Here is a 19,753-nt window from a genome sequence, read left to right as displayed (position 1 = left end):
TTCTTGGTCTGATTTTATGCGCAAACCTAATTTTGCTAATCTTAAACAAGCTGATAATAAGACAATAGTCCCGGCTAAGGACTTAGGCACTCTAGAAGCGGAGTTAGCTGAAATCGAAAGCAGCCTTGAAAATAACCTTGAAGATACGGTACTGCGTCTAAGCGATTACTTATCAGCGGTTGAGATGGTGGTCAAGCAGACCTTTGCGCACCGAGTATGGGTCAAAGCGGAGATTCGTAACCTATCGAGTAAAGGCGGACACTATTATTTTGAATTGGCCGAAAAAGATGATGCTGGTCAAGTAGTCGCTAGCTGCCGTGGTAACTTATGGCGTTTTAAAGCCTCAAGAGTACTGGCTAAGTTTGAGCGCGCCACCGGTATGGCGCTCAGCCGTGATTTGACGGTATTGCTTAAAGTATCAGCGAGCTTTCATGCCCAATATGGTTTTGCGCTAACGATTGAAGATATCGATCCAAGTTACACCTTAGGAGACTTGGCGCGGCAGTATGCGCAGATGGTGGATAAGTTGACAGGCGAGGGTTTGATACATCTCAATCAGCAGCTGCCCTCGCCTTTTGATATTGAGCATGTCATCGTCATTGCGCCCGAAAAAGCGGCCGGATTAGGCGACTTTCAAGCCGATGCTGATCGTTTGGCTGCTACTGGTGCCTGCCTGTTTCATTATCATCATGCGACCTTTCAGGGCAATCACGCGCCAAGTGAGATTCGCCAAGCTATTGTCACCTCGCAGCAGCAGTTCTATGACACTTATCAGCGCCTACCAGATCTGCTGGTGATTATTCGCGGCGGCGGTGCGGTAGGTGATTTGGCCTATCTTAACGATTATGAATTAGCGGCCTTAGTCGCTGAGCAGCCGGTGCCGGTCTGGGTCGGCATTGGTCATGAGCGCGATAAAGTCATCCTAGATGAAGTGGCGCATACTAGTTTTGATACCCCCTCAAAAGTGATAGCGGCGATTACTGTGCATCTAGCGAACTTAGTGACGCAAACTCTGAATTTTCAGGCGCAAATCAAGCAAGCGGCGCAGCGGCAACTCAAAGTCGTCGAGCAACAAACCGCACGGCAACTTAGCCAATTACAATCGCAGACGATTGGCCAGCTCACCGCGCTACAAAAAGATAGCGATTACGCTTGGCAAAGCATTCAGCAAAGTGCGAAGCGTCAAGTCAAACAGGCAGCAAGAATAACTAGCGATTGGCAAAGCCAAATCAAAGCCGCAGCGCAGCAGCAATTAGCGACGGCTAGTATAAAAGCTGAGAGCCAAAAGCAAGCCATTATGCACAGCGCCCAGCAGCAGCTGGTCCAAGCCCAGCGTGAAAGCGAACATCTACGCGATATCGTGCTACTACATCGACCGACGCGCGTGCTAAAGCAAGGCTATAGCATGCTAATGGATCATCAAGGCAAGCAGCTATTGACCAGTAGCGCGCAGCTCTATGCTGAACAAACGATCAAAATTATACTTAAAGATGGGCAAGCAACCGCGCAAATCTTACAAGTTAATAACGTAGAGATTGAAAGCTAATAATTTAATAGAAGGAAACCCTATGAGCACCCCAACTCGCAAACGCAAAAAAGCCGCCCCAAAGACCTTTAAGGCGGCCTATGATATTTTAAAGAGTAATGCCGCTGAATTGCAGCAGCAAGATGAGCCAGATATTGATAATTTGATGACGACGGTAGAAGAATCTATCGCCGCTTACCGCGTGTGTGAAACCCGTATCAATGCCGTGCAACAAGCTTTGGATGCCGCTTTTGCTGAAGAAGACGTTACACCCAAAACAGAAAGTTAGCCGAATAAATGGAGTTTTTTGTAGGGTACGTCATGCGCACCCAAAAGTTGAAACCACCTATAACGGCAATGTAAGTTAGACGAGCTTACAAAGCTATTCCGGCTCATCAACCTCAAACACTTGCCGCAAATAGGCCAAGTAAGTATCGTTATTGATCATGGTTTTGCCGGGGCTATCGGATATCTTCGCTACCGGCTGGCCATTACATTCAACCAATTTGAGGACGATATTTAATTGAGTTAGCCCCATATCATTGGTCAAATTAGTGCCAACGCCAAAGCTTGTCTTAATCCGATCCTTAAAATACTGATGCAGCTCCCACGCTTTTTCTAAATTTAAACCATCGCTAAAGGTCAGGATTTTGGTTTTTGGGTCAATCTTGAGCTTCTCATAATGAGCAATAGCTTTATCGCCCCAAGCATAAGGGTCGCCGCTATCGTGACGCAGACCATCAAATAGCTTGGCAAAGTACAAGTCAAAATCGCGTAAGAATGCATCCATCCCGACCACATCGGTCAAAGCAATACCTAAATCGCCGCGATATTCATGCACCCAGGCCTCAAGCGCCGCCTTTTGTGAATCACGCAGACGCACATCCAAGGCCTGAAAAGCTTGCATAAACTCATGTGCCATAGTGCCTATCGGCGTCATCTCCAAGGTTTTGGCCAGTAGTACGTTAGAGGTGCCGCTAACGATTTTAGGCTCAGCTTGATGCAATGTCTTGACCACATGTGCCTGCCAGCGCTTACTAAAGCGTCGACGCGTGCCAAAATCAGCGACTATAAACGGCGGCTTGCCACTATTGTTGTTATCTTGCTGCTCAGCATAATGATGCAACAAATCAACTTTGTCTTGTAGACGGCGCTCACCTTCTGCGATGACATCAGGGTTTGATAAAGCATTAAAATACAGCTCATTGACGATAGCTAAGACAAACACCTCAAAGAACATCGCTTGAATCATGGGCCCTTCGATATCGATAACTAAGCGCCCTTTACTATCGGCACTGACTTTGATAAAGCGGCGTTTGAGCTGAAATAGCTCTAGATAATCGACAAAGTCTGAGCGCATAAAACGCAAGGTCCGCAGATACTCAAGCTCATCAGGCAAAAACCGCAACTGACATAAGCTGTCTAATTGCTGCTCAAGCGAGTCTTTGATAGTCGCTAAAGGATAAGCGGTATCATTATTATTACGACAGCGAAAACGATAGACCCCATGAGTCTGCGGGAACTGATGCAGCATGGCTTGGAGCATGGTAAATTTGTACAAATCATTATCAAGCAAAGAGGTAATAATAGGCTGGTAAGTCACGGTCATGCTATAACCTTAAAGAGGAAAGTAGAATTATTTTAATACTATAAAATCTAGCAAAGTAAGCAAAGGTTTTAGTATAACGCTATTCACGCAGCTTTGCTGATCTGCTTACTTATATCGCTGATTATAGCCTTAAAACCTTTAGGACTTGATCAATTTTACCAGTGGCGCGTAGCCCGACTGCGGCATGACACTGACCGGAATGAACTGTAGCGCGCCGCCGTTGACACAGTAGCGTAAACCGCCGCGATCTTTGGGCCCATCAGGGAACACGTGCCCTAAATGCGAGTCAGCGACCCGCGAGCGCACCTCAGTACGCACCATGTTATAAGATAAATCATCACGCTCGGTGATCACTTGCTTATCGATAGGCTTAGTAAAGCTTGGCCAACCGCAGCCGGATTGGTATTTATCCGTCGATAAAAATAACGGCTCGCCGCTCACTACATCGACATAAATACCGGGGGCAAATAAGTTGTCATACTCGTGACTAAAGGCGCGTTCTGTGCCAGCATCTTGGGTAATATTATATTGCTCTTTAGTAAGAGTGCTTTTTAGGGCATTTTTATTAAAGCCGCTATAACGTTTTGGATCTAAAGTCTCAGCAATAGTGCTGACAGGAGCCAACCGCGTCGCTCTACTTTGCTTATTACCAGTGTCTTCAGGCTTATCATCGGCGAGGCTCAAATCCACATGACAGTAGCCATTAGGGTTTTTGGCTAGATAGTCTTGATGATACATCTCAGCTAGATAAAAGTTATCTAGCGGCGCGTTTTCAACCACTATCGGCTTGTTGTATTTACTTTGTACGCGTTTAAGCGCCGCATCGATAACCGCTTTATCTTCTTTATCAGTGTAGTAGACTCCTGAGCGATACTGTACGCCGCGATCATTGCCTTGCTTGTTGAGGCTCGTTGGATCTATCACTCGCAGGTAGTACTTTAAGATAGTATCCAAGTCTGTCTTGTCCGCATCATAAGTGACTTTTACCGTCTCGGCATGACCGGAGCCGCGAATGACGTCCTCATAGCTTGGCTTGGCAGTATCGCCATTGGCGTAACCAGATACCGCATCGACGACACCATTAACGCGCTCCATATATGCTTCTACGCCCCAAAAGCAGCCGCCTGCTAAGTAGATAGTGCGCGTATTGATCGGCATGCCTTTATCATTATAATAAACCCCATCTTTTTGTTTAATAGTCTCAATATTAGGGTTATTCTCTAGTGCTTGCGCTTGTGTAGGCTTGGCCTGACCACTCTTTAATTCAGCAAAGTCATTCTCTGCATTAGCGGCCAAAGCATAGGCTTGTTCGCTTGAGATATTGCCTTTGACCAGGTGCACCAGATTGCCTTGTTTATCAAGTATTGCCCAGCTCGGATAAACTTGTACGCCTAAGGTAGTGATCAGCGTACCCTCAGCATCAGCTAACACTGGCAGTTTGTGATAGTCCGCTTGAATACCGGCGTACCAACTGGCAAACTCGCCTTTTGCTTTTTCGTTCAGGTGTCCTGGACTAGCTACTGTTACTACGTTTAACCCAGCAAACTTAGGATCAGTGCGCCACTGTTCGGTCTCCTCTAACGTCCCTAAGCACAGCGGACACCAACTGGCCCAAAACTTAATCAAAGTCGGCTTATTAGGATCGATAACCGTAGCGCCATTATTACCCAGCCCTTTTGTGAGCTGCGGTAGCGCTTGCATTTGTCCTAACATATCAGAGGGCAGCATATCTCGTGAGCGAATGACACCGCTATTTTGACTGTTGCTGTTAGTCATACTGGCACTGTTTTTGACACTGTTATTAGCGCCGTTTTCAGCATTACTGACCTGACCGCAGGCTAATAATAGTCCGGCGCTTAAGACGGTGGTCATGGTAGCAGTACTGACGTTCTTGAGCCAGCGCGGGTTTTTATCGCTCATAATTAATCCTAATTATTGATATATTCGTTTGGATAGCTTGATATATACTTTAAGCAAAGCTTTGGACATGACTCTTTGATAATGCAAAGGCCATTAAAGCGTTGTAAGGATTTAGCTAAATAAAGATAAGTTATAAGAGTCTGAATGAAATTGGTAATTAATAAAATAAGAAAGGCTTCTGTCGTTGTTACTACCTAAGTTAGAGTAATGATACGAGGATTTTTTATTGAAAACAATTAGCTAATGTTAATAATACTATCTACATATTAAGACTATGTTAACTAGATAGGATTATTTAGCTTTTATAGCTTACTTTTATTGTTTAGCGCTCATAAACTGCGCCACATAGTCATCAGCAGGATGATCGCGCAGCTCCTTTGGGGTTCCCGTCTGCACTAAACGTCCACCGTTTAAGATACTAATGCGCTGACCGACTTTTACCGCCTCATCGATATCGTGAGTAATAAAAACGATAGTCTTATGCAGCCGCGCTTGTAGCTCTAACAGCTGATCTTGCAGTTGACCGCGAATCAGCGGATCGAGCGCAGAGAAGGCCTCGTCCATCAGCAGTATCGGATTATTGGTAGCCAAAGCGCGCGCCAGCCCGACACGCTGCTGCATACCGCCGGATAATTCATCAGGATAGCTTTGCTCCAGATTTGGCAAGCCAACTTCATTCAGCCAATGACGAGCAATGTCATGACGCTCGCTGACACTCATTTTGCGCACACGTAGGCCATAAGCGACGTTTTGTATCACGGTCAGATGCGGCATCAGACCAAAATGCTGAAACACCATGCTGACATGATTTTGCCGATACTGCTGTAGACCTTTGTCATCGAGCTCTAAGATATTAATAGCGGTATTAGCGCTTTTATTATCTAGTTTTGCGGAGTTGCGACTATTATTGAGATCTTGACTGCTATTTTTGTCAATCTGCGTATCCACCCAAATCTTACCTGTGGTGGGGTCAATTAGGCGATTCAAATGACGAATCAGAGTTGATTTCCCCGAGCCTGAGAGCCCCATAATACAGTGTAGCTCGCCCGCCTCTATCGCCAAATTGACATCGTATAAGCCCACAGAGTAGCCAGTCTGTGCCTTGACACTATTACTATCCATCCCTTCAGCTAGCAGCGCTAAAGCAGACTGCGCTTGTTTGGGACTGGCATTATAGATCTTACTGATGTTTTGTAATTTAATATGAGCCATTATTATTCTCAGTATCGGTTATTAGGGCCGTTTAACTTTTGAAAATTGCTATTTAGTTAACCAATGATGCGTCTATTCTCAGCAATGGTTTTTTGGCGTGCGCGGCGGCCTTGCCCGAAGGCTTGGCTAATACGGTCAATAATAATGGCAACAATGACGATAGCGGTGCCTGCTTGTAAGCCTTGTCCGATATTGAGCGTTTGAATCGATTGCAGCACGTCCTCTCCAAGTCCCGGCGCACCAATCATCGATGCTAGTACCACCATCGCAAGCGACATCATCACCGCCTGATTGATACCCGCCATGATGCTAGGCAGTGCTTGCGGCAGTTTGATCCAAATCAGTAGCTGCCAGTGCGTACTACCAAAGGAGCGACCCGCTTCAATCATCTCGTGATTGACCTGCCTGATGCCTAAAGTGGTGAGACGTATCAAAGGTGGCAGCGCGTAGATAATAGTGGCAAATAATGCCGGTACTTTACCAATACCGAACAGCATCAGCACCGGTATCAGATAGACAAAGCTTGGCATGGTTTGCATCACATCCAGTATGGGCGTGATGATTCTGCGTAATAGCTGACTGCTCGACATGGCAATCCCGATAGGAATACCGATGACCACCGTCACTAATACCGAGACGATGAGTAACGCTAAAGTATCAACTAGCGCGCCCCAAAGCCCAAACGCTCCAATCAAAAACAGCCCTACCCCGCAAGCGATAGCGAACCAGACTTTGCGTACGCCAAACCACGCTAATATGGTCACCAAAGCAATAATTAGCCAAGGCGGAATCACTGTTAATAGCCGCTCAATCGGCAGCAGTAAATAAGTCAAGGTTACGCTACTAATGCTACGAAACACCTCGCCATAGTCGCGAACTACGTTGGCTAAGGCTTTATTTAGCGGTGTCTCAAGCGACCACTCAGGAAAGCTTGAGGATAAACTTAATAGATTGCCGGACTCAGTGCTCTCATTGAGCGGCGAGTCTATGCTGGTATCGCCTGCTAAAGCTCCCGTTAAGCTAATACCTAAATCGCTTGCCAAAGCAGTAGCCGCCTCTGGAGACAGCCAATTTTGCCAAACGCTTGGGTTTTCGCGCAAAAAAATCAGTGCTTGCTCATCACCACTACGCTGGTTTTCACTCATTGAGAGAATCGCGCCATTGAGCTGACTGGGAGTAAATTGAACTTTTTTGAAAGCGGCTGCTACCTGAGGATTATTATTTAAAAAAGGCGTAGATACGGCAATGGCTAAGGGCGACACCGGAAAGCCAGTTACGCAGTCGGAGGTGCCGTCAGCCAGTAATAAATCATCCCAGCAGCTCTTATCATGTTTAGGAAACTCTAAGGGCGCAAAGTCGTACTTGGCCATGAGGCCCGTTGGCTGCCAATAGTAAAACAATAATGGCTTACGCTGCTCAAACGCTGAGGAGATCTCCGCATCAAGCGCCGCTCCCGTGCCGGGGCTAGTGATGTTAAAAATACGATCTAAGCCGGTATTTTTGAGCAAACGTACGTTAAATATCTCACAAGCCCAGCCCGCTGGACAGTTCATAAAACGGGCTTCACCGGGGTTTTCAGGGTCTTTGAACAGCTCAGCGTACTCAGGCAAATCTTGATAACGGCGCAGACCTGGATGATCATCCATCACGTACTGCGGCACGTACCAGCCTTGTGTCGCACCGCCCTCTAAAGTGTCGCCGATAATGGTCACCTTATTATCGCTGATCGCTTGCTCCAAGATCGGCGAGCGCCCTATCCACTGCTCCCCAATCACTTGGATATCATCTTGTAGTAGCGCGTTTTCAAGCGCCGGCCCCGCCCCTGGCACCTCCTCGACCATACAGCCATAGCCGCTCTTGGTGATGTACTTAAGAACCCCTGTAGTGAACTGTCCACTCTCCCAAGTCAGCGCGCCAAATTTGATAGGGCTTGCACACGCTGAGGAGTCGGCCGCAGAAGCGGACGTAGATAATAACAAGCTTAATAAGAGTAAGCTTAGAGCAGTCCATTGGCGCATAATACATCCTAGTTATTATCTGAGTATAAGCGATAAAGATAATTTGAAGACTAGTAAAAGTAAACTTTATAAAAGAGTATAGCTTACGTTAGTTGTTACTCAATTGTGAAAATTGTGTTTTTTATAGTATGGATAACCTTATTGAGTTTTGACAGTTTTTTTACAAAAAAAAGCGCTTATCGAAATAAGCGCTATTTATTATTAGAATATGACGATAAAAAATTACTTGAGCATGATAGCCATTGCTTTTTTGAACAGGCCGCCATAAGGTGGTAATAACAAGTTCAAACCATTGACTTTACTTTGAATAAATATAGGCTTCATATGGCTTAAACGCTCAAAACCAGCTTGGCCATGATAAGCGCCTGTACCTGAGTGCCCAACCCCGCCAAACGGCAAATCATGCTGTACTACATGTAGCACCACTTCATTGATACACATACCCCCAGAAACCGTATGCGAGCGCACCTGCTCTATCTCGTTTTGATTATCACCAAACACATATAAGGCTAGAGGACGTGGGCGCGCATTGACATAATCAATCGCATCGTCTAGCGTATCATAGTGCACCAGCGGCAAGAGCGGCGCAAAGATCTCGTTTTGCATCACTTCACTATCAGAGTCTGGTTCACTAATAATGATAGGAGGCATCAAACGGCTGTCGATATTAGGTTCAACATCGGTCAGTTGATGAACGCCCTCACCGCCTAACTGATCCAAATAGCCTTTGACACGCTTGAACTGCTGAGTATTAATAATACGCGAATAATCAGGATTATCACTGATATTAGGATAATGCTTATTCATCCAATCTTTGGCTAAACTAATAAACTGCTGATGATGCTTGCGCTGCACTAAAACATAATCTGGAGCGATACAAGTCTGACCGGCATTGAGGGTCTTACCCATCATCACCCGGTTCACTGCTGCTTCTAAGTTAGCGCCGTCCAAGATGATTACCGGCGATTTACCGCCCAGCTCCAAAGTCACTGGCGTTAAGTTTGGCGCGGCGGCCGCCATGACTTTTTTGCCGACAGCGGTTGAGCCAGTATAAAGCAGATGATCAAAAGGCAGCTTGCTGAACTCTTCGGCGATATCGACCTCGCCTAGTACCACACAGACCATATCAGGTGAGAAATAACGCGCGACCACCTCAGCAAAAGCTTGGGCGAATTTTGGCGCAGCTTCGCTCATTTTTACCATAATCCGGTTGCCTGCGGCAAGAGCGTCAATCATCGGCCCTACTGCCAAAAACAGCGGATAGTTCCAAGGCACCATGATACCGACCACGCCTAAAGGCTGCGGCTGAATCTCATTAGTCGCTGGCATGTATAAAGCTGAGATAGCAGCGCGGCGCGGTTTCATCCATTTTTTACCGTACTTTTTGGCGTGACTAATACCCGTAAAACTAGGAAATAACTCAGCAAACTGGGTCTCAGACTCGCTGCGATAGCCAAAGTCAGCACTGATAGCTTTTGTTAACAGCTCTTGATTATCGCTTAACAATAGCTCTAAATTATCTAATTGCTCAGAGCGAGTCATCCAATCATTGATAGGCTGATGGCGGCTAAGCTTATGCAGGCGTGAAAACTGTGTTTGCATCTCCTCAATCGTTCTAGAGATACTAAGTGGTTTTTTGGGTTTGTTTGCCATATGATCGCTAGTTTGTGCAATAATTTGATCATCGGCTTGATAGCTGGTCTGATTATTATCGGTCATTGGTCATCCTTGTCATAAGCGCTTAAGTCAATATGCTCAAGCAGGTTGCTATCTAATGTAGCGCATTGATTCACCAATGAAAAGCACCATTAACGGACTTATAGGTTCGCATATCGACCCTTGAAACACAGTTACAGGCCAACTAGAGCTATCTACTAAGCTTATAGCCAAACTCATTTTTGTAGCAATCAGCGCTTTGATAAATCAAATCATTAGCGCGACTTGGCAAAAAACTGCTACACTTATTCTATTCACCGGTTTTTATTACTGATTCTTGTTATTTATTCTTCTTGTTACTTTCACAAAATCAGCTAGCTATTGAGCTAAGCTGAAGTCAAATTATACGGTCAAATCAATGTCAAAAATTAATGATATGCTGGTAAGCAAAACCCTGCATGCTGCTGACTATAACCCTACTCATGAGGCTATGCGCGTGCGGATACTGGAACGTATAGCGCTAAAAAAAGAGCAAAATTTGCGCACGCCAGATGAGCTGTGGATCGTCGATCATAATGATGTCTATACCTTAGGACAGGCTAGCAAAAAAGAGCATATCTTGCAGCAGACAGATACCCCTATTATTCAGACTGACCGCGGTGGTCAAGTCACTTGGCATGGGCATGGCCAGTTAGTCATTTATTGGTTATTTGATTTAAATAGCTTAGATTGGAGTGTACGTCAGCTCGTCTCGCACGCTGAGCAGGCGCTCGAGGACGTAATCAATGAGCTATTTCTTAATCCTTGTAACAAAACTATGGACGCAAATTTTTATGCTAAAGCTCGCCGCGATGCGCCGGGCGTTTATATTTACGCGGATAGTCAAAGCGCTCAGCCCGACGAAGCTATTATGCTTGGCAAAATCGCCTCTTTAGGCTTTAAGATTAAGCATGGCTTTAGCTATCATGGCTTAGCGCTAAACATTAACTGCGACTTGGCCGCCTTTAATGCTATTAACCCGTGCGGTTATGCTGGTATGCAAATGCTCCGATTATCTGACTTTATTAATATGGATAAAGACCGTAATGAAAACGCTATTAGCTATACTCAAATCACACAAAAACTTATAGACAATATCGCCCGTCGTCATGCTGGCGATATAACTTTGCGTCCGGTACTGCCTAAGTCGTAGATTGCATAATATCAGGCCAGCATCGACTTAAGGCAAACAAGAAAAATAAATGCAAACTTGCTATACTCGCACACTGCAGCAATTAGGCATGGTGATAGTTACCGTTTGCCGAGCGCTCTAACTAATAATCGATATTTTTATCAACAATTTTTGTATTTGGAGACCCTTATGGCCGATTTTAATAAAATTCTAGATGCAGGCGACGTAGATGGCGGCGTTATCAATGTCGTCGTTGAGATTCCAACCGGTAGCAGCCACAAGATCGAGTGGAACCGTGAGCTGGCCGTCTTTGAGCTGGATCGTATCGATCCACAGATCTTTGCTAAGCCTTGCAACTATGGTTTTATTCCGCAAACTCTAGATGAAGATGGTGATGAGCTGGATGCTTTAATTATCACCGAGCAGCCGCTACCTACGGGTATCTTTTTAAAAGCGAAAGTCATCGGCGTGATGAAGTTCGTTGATGATGGCGAAGTCGATGACAAAATAGTCGTCGTTCCTGCTGATGATCGTGATACGGGCAACGCTTATAACAGTCTAGAGGACTTACCTAAGCAGCTCATTAACCAGTTGAACTTCCATTTTAGCCACTATAAAGACCTGAAAAAAGCGGGCACCACTGTAGTTGAATCATGGGGCGATGTGGCTGAGGCCAAAGAGGTCATCAAAGAGTCTATCCAGCGCTGGAAAGATCTATAATAGTTATAAAATAAGTATTTACTAAATAATATAAGCCGCAGTCGTTATCTCGATTGCGGTTTTTTAATCTCTCACTCCTCTGTTTATTTATATAGTTGCTATAATAGTGTCATTCTTCATCTGCTCTATCATAAAATCTAGCAAGGATAATCATGTTTAACCCTGACCCTACCTCAAAACCGACTAATGCTAAGCTACCAAAAGCAGTCATTATGATGATCGAAAAAAACAACTTAGTCATGGCTATTAAGACTTTAGCGGCCGATGAAAATATCAGTATGGATGTGGCCAAAGTACGAATCGATGCCTATGAGGCTGAGCTGAAGATGAAGCAGCAGCAAAAGCTAAATACAATAGCCAATAAACAAGGTATTCCAGCTAGCGCTATTAGTTCTGATAGAGAAATCGCTGACGAGGATTTCTCGGCATTACAAAAACAGCGAGTAAAAACTACGCCGACTGAGCAAAACTTTAAGGGTTTACAGCATGGGGTCGATAGTCGGCTCAATGATTTGGGCTATAAAAAACCACTCATTCCTTACTGGCTTAAGCGCTTATTGATTATCGCTGTGATTATGCTGGGCCTGTTTTGGGTATTGTGGCGTATTTTTGGTTAGATGACTGTTTTGTAAGTCTGTTATAAGTGGTTCTATTATAGAAGTCTATTTTAGGTGGTCTGTTTATGGTTTAAACGGTCTGTTTTGGTGGTTCCTTTGGGGTATACCCTAAAGTGCATCGTAAACAGTTATACATGAGCTAGCTATTTCAATTAAAAGCTTACAGGCTATATCATAGTAAATCCTAAATATATCGAGCTAGAATTGACGGACAACTTAAAGCTAATGTCAGGATAGTCTTGATTTATCTCATTATGTCTATATTATTGGACATATAGAAACAATTAATACTATACTTTTAAAAAATATTCGATGAAAGTGTTTATGTGATTTGTGCATTAGAATCCTGATGAACCATCTGATTGGTATAGATAATTTATATTATCAAGCATATGTCGCATTTTTATCAAAGCAAGCAAATCAATCGTGTGTATTTACAGGGCTTACTATGAAAAACATCCTATTTCTTTGTGTCGCTAATTCGGCCCGAAGCCAAATCGCTGAAGGATTGGCAAGATATTATCTGCCAGAAAGCATCCAGGTTACGAGCGCTGGATCTATACCATCTAACCTTAATCCTTATGCCATTAAGGTGATGGCAGAGTTAGGTATTGATATCAGTCAACAACATGCCAAAGCAGTTGAGGAGCTAGACACCCACCTTGTAGATGCTGTTATAACTCTGTGTGCTGAAGAGGTCTGTCCTATTTTTTCAAGAGATGTTCAACGGCTGCACTGGCCGCTAATTGATCCTGCAATTGGTTCAAGTTCGTCAGACGAAGCACTTGAGCGTTTTAGAATGGTGCGAGATCAATTGCGACAACGAATATTGATATTAGCAGAGCTAATAAAAATGCCAGTTGGTATCGACTCTATAGAGTTCCACGGTAGTATTCGGGTAAATGACTTAGCCAAGAGTACCGCGTTTTATAGTTGGTTGTTGAACACTTGGCCAAAAGAGTGGACACATCGTTATGCTACCTTTATCCGCCAAGACCTCAATTTAAATATGGTGTTAGTGGTATCTGACGGTAAGCAGCTTAATCATGACACTCTTTATCATTTAGGTATAAATGTTAATAACAGGCAAGAAGTCATTGATGCCTTTTTTAGCGCAAAAAATGCTGGCTTAACTATTTTTAAACCACCGAGAACCACTTGGAAAGGCACACCTTTACATGAGTTATGGCTAAAAGACCCTGATGGTAATTTAATCGAAATCTATGCACGTTTAACAGAGACAGAGTTTTTAACAAAACCCCAAAATGAGCAGCCAACTTTTTTAGTAGCAGGAACTGAGTGTAATTATGTCAACTAAGATATTCGATGCGGTCGTGATTGGCGGCGGTCAAGCAGGTTTAGCGGTAGGATATTATCTTAGACGCGCTAAGCTTGACTTTATTATCCTTGATAATCAAAGCCAAAGTGGTGGAGCGTGGCAACATACTTGGCCATCACTACGGTTATTTTCTCCGGCAATAATGAGTTCATTACCTGGTAGGCTCATGCCAAAGGCCAAAGATAATGAATACCCGCATCGAGATGAGGTGCTCAGTTATCTTGCTGATTATGAGCAACACTACCAACTGCCTGTGTATCGACCATATCAGGTGACCAATGTACAACGCGATAGTGAACACAACTTTTTGCGGGTGACGGATGGAAAATTTACTTGGTTGGCTAAAGCAGTGGTTAATACGACAGGTACATGGAGTCATAGCGTTATACCAACGCTTGTTGGCCAAGAAATGTACCGCGGTGAGCAGTGCCATTCTGCACACTATGCTGGTATTGAAGCGTATAAAGGCAAGCGGATACTAGTAGTCGGTGGTGGCAATTCTGGCGCGCAAATTTATGCTGAGCTAGCTGAGGTTGCTGATGTAAGCTGGGTCACGCGTGAGCCGCCATTATTTTTAGCAGATGATGTCGATGGTCGCGTATTATTTGAGAGAGCTACGGCTCGGATTACGGGTAATAATGGAGATGCACCTGTGGGCGGAATTGGTGACATTGTTATGGTGCCTCCAGTGAAAGCGGCTCGTGATAAAGGTATTTTAAAAGCGGTGTCTATGTTTAGCCGATTTACTGAGCAAGGTGTCGTGTGGAGCGATGGACGTGAGGAACAAATCGATGCGGTGATCTGGTGCACTGGGTTCAAACCAGAGCTTGACCATATAGCCAATTTGGGTGTGCTAGAGGATGACGGTAAGGTAGAAGTAAAACAAGGCCAATCTATAAAAGAGCCTCGTTTATGGCTATTTGGCTATGGTGATTGGGCAAGTCCAGGTTCAGCTACTTTAATTGGTGCTGGACGTAGTGCCAGAGAAAATACTCCCGCTTTGATTGATTTTGTGCAAGGGGTTTCTTAATACTCAACTCGATTTAGACAGTTATAGCTTGAGAAAGCCAGTTCATGAAGACCTCATAAAATATCTTGATTTATTCTTATATGTCTATATTATTGGACTTATGGAAATAATAAATGCTACTGCCAGCTTTGCTGCGCTCTCTCAAGACACTCGATTAAAAGCTTTTAGACTATTGGTTAGTCATGAGCCTGATGGTCTGCCTGCTGGTGAAATCGCTCGCAATCTTGGTGTGCCACATAATACGATGTCGGCTCATTTAGCCGTGCTTGCCCGGGCAGGATGGGTAAGGTCACAACGACAAAGCCGCCAGATTATTTATCGTGCGTCTCTTACGCATGTCGAAGATGTCATTCAATTCTTGTTAAAAGACTGCTGTGCAGGTCACCCAGAGTTATGTGGCTCTCTTTTGGACAGCTTGAGTGCCTGTAATATCAACCCATCCGACAAACCCAACAGCTAAGCTACTATTTTTTTAAGAATACAAACCCTTCTAACACTATAAAAAGGTCGTTATGACACCTATCATTTTTCACAACCCTAATTGTGGTACCTCTCGCAATACCTTGGCCATCATGAAGGCTTCAGGCGAGCAACCGAACGTCATTGAATACCTCAAAACACCGCCTACTCGTGAATATTTGATTGAGCTGTTAGGCTTGATGAAACTTTCACCGCGTGAGCTTCTACGTCAGAAAGGTACGCCTTATGATGAGCTTGGTTTGGATAATACTACGTTATCTGATGATGAACTGATTGATGCCATGATGACACATCCTATTTTGATGAATCGTCCTATTGTGGTGACCTCTAGCGGCGCAGCGCTGTGCCGACCTTCGGAGCGGGTATTTGAATTATTAGACAATCCAGTGAGTCGTTTTACCAAAGAAGATGGTGAAATAGTCCAATCTACTAAAGATAATAGTTTAGACGCCTCTGTCGATTTAACGGAGTTACCAAATATAGATGCAGTAGAGCTGCAACCGATTGATATTGAGGCTCTGATTGGTGCAAATGATCCCCGTCATCCACCAAGAATATTGGTGCTATACGGCTCTTTACGTGAACGCTCGTTCTCTAAATTAGCAAGTGAAGAGGCAAGTCGGGTATTGCGTTGGTATGGTTGCGAGGTGCGTACCTTTGATCCCACAGGTTTACCGTTACCTGATAGTACCGATGCTAATCATCCGAAAGTACGAGAGTTACGTGAGCTAGCAGCGTGGTCTGAGGGCATGCTATGGGTTAGCCCTGAGCGCCATGGCAGTATCACTAGCATCATGAAAGCGCAGATTGATTGGATTCCACTGTCATTAGGTGGCGTTCGACCGACTCAAGGCAAGACGCTGGCAGTAATGCAAGTCAGTGGCGGCAGTCAGAGCTTTAATACCGTCAATCAGCTGCGTATCTTGGGCCGCTGGATGCGTATGATTACCATACCCAATCAGTCGTCTGTTCCGAAAGCTTTTTTAGAGTTTGATGACAATAATCGTATGCTTAATTCGCCTTTATATCAGCGTATCGTTGATGTGTGTGAGGAATTAGTGAAGTTTACGTGGCTCACACGTGGTCGCTCCACTTATCTAACCGATCGTTATTCTGAGCGCGTAGAGAGTCGTGAGGAAGTATCACAGCGTGTAAATCAAAAATCACTCTAAACTCAAGCGTATCTAACGTTAACCTTCTCTAATACCATTGTTTTATTAAGGCACATTTATGCTCGCATTAGCGATTTTTATTGTCACCTTGACCTTAGTCATATGGCAGCCAAAAGGACTGGGTATCGGTTGGAGTGCAATGGGCGGCGCAGTAGTTGCCCTGCTTTTGGGGGTGGTGCAATTATCAGATGTGGCTATCGTCTGGAATATCGTCTGGGATGCCACCTTTACCTTTGTCGCGCTCATCATCATCTCATTGATATTAGATGAGGCTGGATTTTTTGGCTGGGCGGCATTGCATGTTGCAAGATTAGGTAATGGTCATGGTCGGCGACTGTTTCCCATGATTGTGATTCTAGGTGCGTTCATTGCCGCCTTTTTTGCTAATGATGGGGCGGCGTTATTGCTTACTCCTATTGTCATTGCCATTTTGCTGCGCCTTGATTTTGCACCCAAATCAGCTTTAGCCTTTATCATCGCTACTGGCTTTATTGCCGATACCGCAAGTCTGCCATTAGTAACGTCTAATCTAGTCAACATCGTTAGCGCTAATTATTTTGATATTGGTTTTGGTCGCTATGCGGCAGTCATGGTGCCAGTGAATATCGTATCTGTTATCGCAACGCTACTGGTATTATGGCTTGTCTATGCGCGACATATCCCGAAGCATTATTCAATGGATAGTCTAAGCTCACCGCAATCTGCTATCAAAGACCCTTTGGTTTTTCGAGCGGCCTTTCCATTATTGGCCTTACTACTTATCGCTTATTTTGCCACCGAGTCATTAGGTCTTGTGATTTCATTGGTGACTAGTATCGCGGCGCTAGTGCTTATGGCAATCGCAGGTCGCTGGTGGCAAGGCGGTCGTGATACCAAATTTTCTGTGACCCACGTTCTACGTAAAGCTCCTTGGCAAATTGTCTTGTTTTCCATCGGTATGTATTTAGTGGTTTATGGCTTAAGTAACGCAGGACTCACGGCATATGGCGCGCCAATACTAAACTGGTTAGGACAGCAAGGTAACGTCATTGCGACGGTCGGCACAGGCTTTCTATCAGCTATCGTAGCATCTGTAATGAATAATATGCCGTCAACCCTCATAGGAGCGCTGGCAATTGATAGCGCCCAAGTTCCCACTGCAACGCGTGAGTTGATGATTTATGCCAATGTTATTGGTAATGATTTAGGACCAAAATTCACCCCAATTGGTAGCTTAGCAACATTGTTATGGCTACATGTACTGGCGGAAAAGGATTATAAAATCAGCTGGGGTCAGTATATGAAGATTGGCTTATTAATCACGCCACCTGTACTACTCGTAACGCTTTTAGCCTTAGTGATTTGGTTACCTATGTTACCCAGCGTTTAAGCGGTGCCTGTATAGCGCACCGATCACGAACAGAATATACATGATAAGTACACCATGAAGTACACCGCGACTACCTAAATAACTCAATATACCGATATCACTTAGCTACAGCCTTATGTTCAAGTCCTCACTAGGGAACCATACCTATCGCAACAACAAAACTCATAATGACAAAAAAGGACACCGAAGTCTCCTTTTTTATCTCTATCAAATCCACTCAAACGCTACCTTAATGATACTCGCCCGGCAGAATTCTAGCAAAGGCGCGCTGAGCTAGAGTCGGCTTGGTATCGGTGGTTTGCGCCGCTGACGAGCTTGGGAAGATGCGATAACCGATAGACTGAATACCAACGTTAATCGCTGGTGCTAGCGAATAAGTCGCAGAAGCGAATTTACCCATACCGCTTGCGATACTATTTGGCTTTTGTACGATGGCTTTGGCAACCATCAAGGCGGCCTCGTTAGGCATCAGCGCCGGCATATAGCGATAAAGCTTCGTTGGCGCAATCATTGGCGTACGCACAAGTGGCATAAAAATATTGGTAATCGTAATATTATCGCCTTTGACCTCGGCGGCTAGACAACGGCTAAAGGCATCTAGAGCTGATTTTGAGGCGACATAAGCGCCGAAACGCGGACTATTCGCCAGTACGCCAATCGATGAGATATTGACGATTTGACCGGTTTTACGCTCTATCATACCTGGTAAGAAAGCTAAGATAATCTTCACCGCACCAAAGTAGTTGATATCCATGGTACGCTCAAAATCATGGAAGCGATTGACCGATTCATGCACGGAGCGGCGAATGGAGCGACCAGCGTTATTGACTAGCACATCGATACTATCAAAATCATTGCGAATGAGCTGGCTGGTCTTTTCGATATCCTCCATATCTGTTAGATCACAAGGGTAATAACTCGCCTTGCCGCCCAAAGCTTCAATATTTTCTTTGACCGCCTTGAGCTTATCTTCGGTACGCGCCAGCAAAATAACATGAGCGCCGCATTCGCTAAGCAAAAAAGCGGTGCGCTCACCAATGCCGCTTGAAGCACCCGTTATAATGATGTTTTTACCTTTTACGGTTTTCGCGATTGCTTTTTTTGAGGGATTAGCCATAAAACATCCTTGTTATCTAATTGATATATCCATTACTGTTCACTATCACACTAAGTCTCCAATATGCCACACTATCAAACCTTCTGCCAATAACCATACATAGCTCTAATAAAATATCACTACTAATAATTAGCAGTATAAAAATACTATAACGCTACTAATATTATATATTAGCAAAGCTTTCTAGCCACATAGTACTAATCATTAAGCCCTCTAGTCACAAAACAATGGTTTACTTCTTTATCATAACCCTGTATTAGCAATCAAAGGCTAATAAGTAATTCGCAGCACTGTTATTTATCAGGGCAGGCTTTGACTTTACTTGATTAGCTGAATATATACAATAGCCTTAGGATAAACCGGATATAAGGAGATATGGTTTGATAGATGTTTTAGCTCACTACATTGATATTATTGCTAAGATCGTTGAGGTTATCGGTGTGCTGATAATGCTCTTTGGCATTATTTATGCTTTTTATAGAGCTATAAAGATGGGGGCTGGATTTACTCATCAAGCTTATACTGAAATCAGACAAACCGTTGGTAAGTCCATTCTTCTAGGATTAGAGGTGCTTATCGCTGCTGATATTATGGCGACAGTAGTCACAGAACCGACTTTACGTAAGGTACTGGTGTTAGGCATCATCGTGCTAATCCGTACTTTTTTAAGCCTGTCTCTACAAGTAGAATTGAAGGGCCGCTTCCCTTGGCAAAATAAGCAAAATAAAAGGAGCGCTGCAAAACAAGGGCCAAACACTGCTAATAACGCTGCTAGTATAGATAAATAGTTGTTATAAC

General features: G+C 44.3%; 17 protein-coding genes and 1 pseudogene. 12 read left to right on the top strand and 6 right to left on the bottom strand.

Annotated features, from left to right (window positions below):
• Positions 1-16: 16 nt before the first annotated feature.
• Both xseA and xseB read left to right on the top strand, forming a co-directional pair.
• The gene (gene xseA, locus M0N77_RS04565) at positions 17-1,546 is read left to right on the top strand and encodes an exodeoxyribonuclease VII large subunit (protein ID WP_353103932.1); all 1,530 of its coding nucleotides are present in this window, start codon (positions 17-19) and stop codon (positions 1,544-1,546) included.
• Between the two features lie 22 nt (positions 1,547-1,568).
• The gene (xseB, locus tag M0N77_RS04560) at positions 1,569-1,814 is read left to right on the top strand and encodes an exodeoxyribonuclease VII small subunit (RefSeq protein WP_353103931.1); all 246 of its coding nucleotides are present in this window, start codon (positions 1,569-1,571) and stop codon (positions 1,812-1,814) included.
• Positions 1,815-1,907: 93 nt separating this feature from the next.
• Here xseB and pncB read toward each other — a convergent pair whose 3' ends face one another.
• The 5 genes from pncB to M0N77_RS04535 form a co-directional block, all read right to left on the bottom strand.
• Complete coding sequence (gene pncB / locus M0N77_RS04555; RefSeq protein WP_353103929.1) at positions 1,908-3,134, bottom strand: nicotinate phosphoribosyltransferase; 1,227 nt, start codon at positions 3,132-3,134, stop codon at positions 1,908-1,910.
• Between the two features lie 138 nt (positions 3,135-3,272).
• Positions 3,273-5,054, bottom strand: coding sequence for a bifunctional peptide-methionine (S)-S-oxide reductase MsrA/peptide-methionine (R)-S-oxide reductase MsrB (gene msrAB / locus M0N77_RS04550; RefSeq protein WP_353103927.1), 1,782 nt, complete (start codon positions 5,052-5,054; stop codon positions 3,273-3,275).
• A 315-nt stretch (positions 5,055-5,369) separates the two neighbouring features.
• Complete coding sequence (locus M0N77_RS04545; protein WP_353103925.1) at positions 5,370-6,266, bottom strand: ATP-binding cassette domain-containing protein; 897 nt, start codon at positions 6,264-6,266, stop codon at positions 5,370-5,372.
• 56 nt (positions 6,267-6,322) lie between these two features.
• Positions 6,323-8,284: a glycine betaine ABC transporter substrate-binding protein gene (locus tag M0N77_RS04540; RefSeq protein WP_353103923.1), complete on the bottom strand. Its 1,962-nt coding sequence runs from the start codon at positions 8,282-8,284 to the stop codon at positions 6,323-6,325.
• A gap of 222 nt (positions 8,285-8,506) precedes the next feature.
• Positions 8,507-10,003, bottom strand: a complete 1,497-nt coding sequence (locus tag M0N77_RS04535; RefSeq protein WP_371834188.1) for a coniferyl aldehyde dehydrogenase — start codon at positions 10,001-10,003, stop codon at positions 8,507-8,509.
• 355 nt (positions 10,004-10,358) lie between these two features.
• Between M0N77_RS04535 and lipB the strand changes: the two genes are divergently transcribed.
• From lipB to M0N77_RS04490, 9 genes and pseudogenes are all read left to right on the top strand, one after another.
• Positions 10,359-11,132, top strand: a complete 774-nt coding sequence (gene lipB, locus M0N77_RS04530; protein ID WP_353103921.1) for a lipoyl(octanoyl) transferase LipB — start codon at positions 10,359-10,361, stop codon at positions 11,130-11,132.
• Between the two features lie 168 nt (positions 11,133-11,300).
• Positions 11,301-11,831 carry an inorganic diphosphatase gene (locus M0N77_RS04525; RefSeq protein ID WP_353103919.1) on the top strand — a complete coding sequence of 177 codons (531 nt, stop codon included), beginning with the start codon at positions 11,301-11,303 and terminating at the stop codon, positions 11,829-11,831.
• 152 nt (positions 11,832-11,983) lie between these two features.
• Positions 11,984-12,448 carry a hypothetical protein gene (locus M0N77_RS04520; protein ID WP_353103917.1) on the top strand — a complete coding sequence of 155 codons (465 nt, stop codon included), beginning with the start codon at positions 11,984-11,986 and terminating at the stop codon, positions 12,446-12,448.
• 349 nt (positions 12,449-12,797) lie between these two features.
• Complete coding sequence (locus tag M0N77_RS04515; protein ID WP_353103915.1) at positions 12,798-13,766, top strand: VOC family protein; 969 nt, start codon at positions 12,798-12,800, stop codon at positions 13,764-13,766.
• Positions 13,756-14,817, top strand: coding sequence for an ArsO family NAD(P)H-dependent flavin-containing monooxygenase (locus M0N77_RS04510; RefSeq protein WP_353103913.1), 1,062 nt, complete (start codon positions 13,756-13,758; stop codon positions 14,815-14,817). The genes M0N77_RS04515 and M0N77_RS04510 overlap by 11 nt, the downstream gene beginning before the upstream one ends.
• 100 nt (positions 14,818-14,917) lie before the next feature.
• Positions 14,918-15,277, top strand: a complete 360-nt coding sequence (locus tag M0N77_RS04505) for a helix-turn-helix transcriptional regulator (protein WP_353103912.1) — start codon at positions 14,918-14,920, stop codon at positions 15,275-15,277.
• Between the two features lie 52 nt (positions 15,278-15,329).
• A pseudogene (gene arsC, locus M0N77_RS04500) lies at positions 15,330-15,662 on the top strand (arsenate reductase (glutaredoxin)); the annotation flags it as partial.
• Between the two features lie 51 nt (positions 15,663-15,713).
• Positions 15,714-16,469 carry an arsenical resistance protein ArsH gene (gene arsH, locus M0N77_RS04495; protein ID WP_228707086.1) on the top strand — a complete coding sequence of 252 codons (756 nt, stop codon included), beginning with the start codon at positions 15,714-15,716 and terminating at the stop codon, positions 16,467-16,469.
• Between the two features lie 58 nt (positions 16,470-16,527).
• A complete protein-coding gene (locus tag M0N77_RS04490; protein WP_353103910.1) occupies positions 16,528-17,838 on the top strand; it encodes an arsenic transporter in 1,311 nt (436 codons plus the stop codon).
• A 229-nt stretch (positions 17,839-18,067) separates the two neighbouring features.
• Here M0N77_RS04490 and M0N77_RS04485 read toward each other — a convergent pair whose 3' ends face one another.
• On the bottom strand, positions 18,068-18,955 hold the full coding sequence (locus M0N77_RS04485) for an SDR family NAD(P)-dependent oxidoreductase (protein ID WP_353103908.1): 888 nt from the start codon (positions 18,953-18,955) through the stop codon (positions 18,068-18,070).
• 380 nt (positions 18,956-19,335) lie between these two features.
• Here M0N77_RS04485 and M0N77_RS04480 point away from each other — a divergent pair, with 380 nt between their 5' ends.
• On the top strand, positions 19,336-19,743 hold the full coding sequence (locus M0N77_RS04480; protein WP_353103906.1) for a DUF1622 domain-containing protein: 408 nt from the start codon (positions 19,336-19,338) through the stop codon (positions 19,741-19,743).
• The last annotated feature ends 10 nt before the right edge of the window (positions 19,744-19,753 follow it).

The organism is Psychrobacter sp. AH5 (genome assembly GCF_040371085.1).
GTDB lineage: Bacteria > Pseudomonadota > Gammaproteobacteria > Pseudomonadales > Moraxellaceae > Psychrobacter.
Note: the sequence above shows the minus strand (reverse complement) of the source record. Positions and strands in the feature narration are given on the sequence as shown.